At 38.6% G+C, this 954-nt stretch carries 1 protein-coding gene; it reads left to right on the forward strand.

The window, feature by feature from the left end; genetic code table 11:
• Window positions 1-954 (forward strand): Spy0128 family protein (locus tag HMPREF2637_RS11640; protein ID WP_305367103.1); only part of this gene is annotated, 954 nt, incomplete at both ends.

Raw genomic sequence — 954 nt, forward strand, 5'->3', positions numbered from 1 at the left:
CTAAGTTGGAACTTGACGCTACTAAGATTAAAGCTTACGATTCAGTAACAGGTGAAGATGTTACCGCTAAATTCGACATCACAGTTGAAAACGGTGTAATCACAGCTAACCTTAAAGATGGCTTCACTAAGTCACTTGGTGATGCTGCAAACACTCAAATTATCGACACAACTAAGTTTGCCTTTGGTCGTTACTATAAATTTGATATCCCAACCACTGTTAAAGACACTGTTCCTGGTGGTGTAGATATTGAAAATACAGCTGGACAAGTTGTTCACTACTACAACCCAACAACTAAGAAGGTTGAAACACCTAAGGTACCAACTGAAAAACGTGTAAACAGCGTTCCAATCTCAGTTGAGTTCAACTTCACTAAGAAACTTGAAGGCCGTGAGCTTAAAGCAAACGAATTCAGCTTCCAATTGAAGGATGAAGCAGGAAATGTCATCGAAACTGTTAAGAACGATGCTTCAGGTAACGTTAAGTTCAAAGCTATTGAGTACAAGAAAGGCCAAGAAGGTACTTACAAGTACACAGTAGAAGAAGTTAAAGGTACTGATGGCACAGTTCAATACGACGGTATGAAAGCTGTTGTTACAGTTGAAGTTAAACATGATGGAACAGCTAAAGCACTTATCACTAACGTGACAGATGCAGCTGATAAAGAGTTCAACAACAAAGTAACTCCTCCAGATACTCCAGACTTCAACCCAGAGAAATACATCCTTAACGAATCTAAATTCGATCTTACAGGAGTTAAACTTCTCGACGATGATAGCGAATTGAAAGATAAGGTTGCAGATACTAACGCAAATCCTTACGCTGATAAGACTGATAACAACGAAGCTCAAAATATCAATACTAAGACACTCAAGAAAGGTGATAAAGTATACTACCAAGTATGGTTGGATACAACTAAATTCACTGACGCTCACAATATCCAATCTGTAGGTG

This window comes from Streptococcus sp. HMSC065H07, assembly GCF_001837325.1.
Taxonomy (GTDB): Bacteria; Bacillota; Bacilli; order Lactobacillales; family Streptococcaceae; genus Streptococcus; species Streptococcus salivarius_H.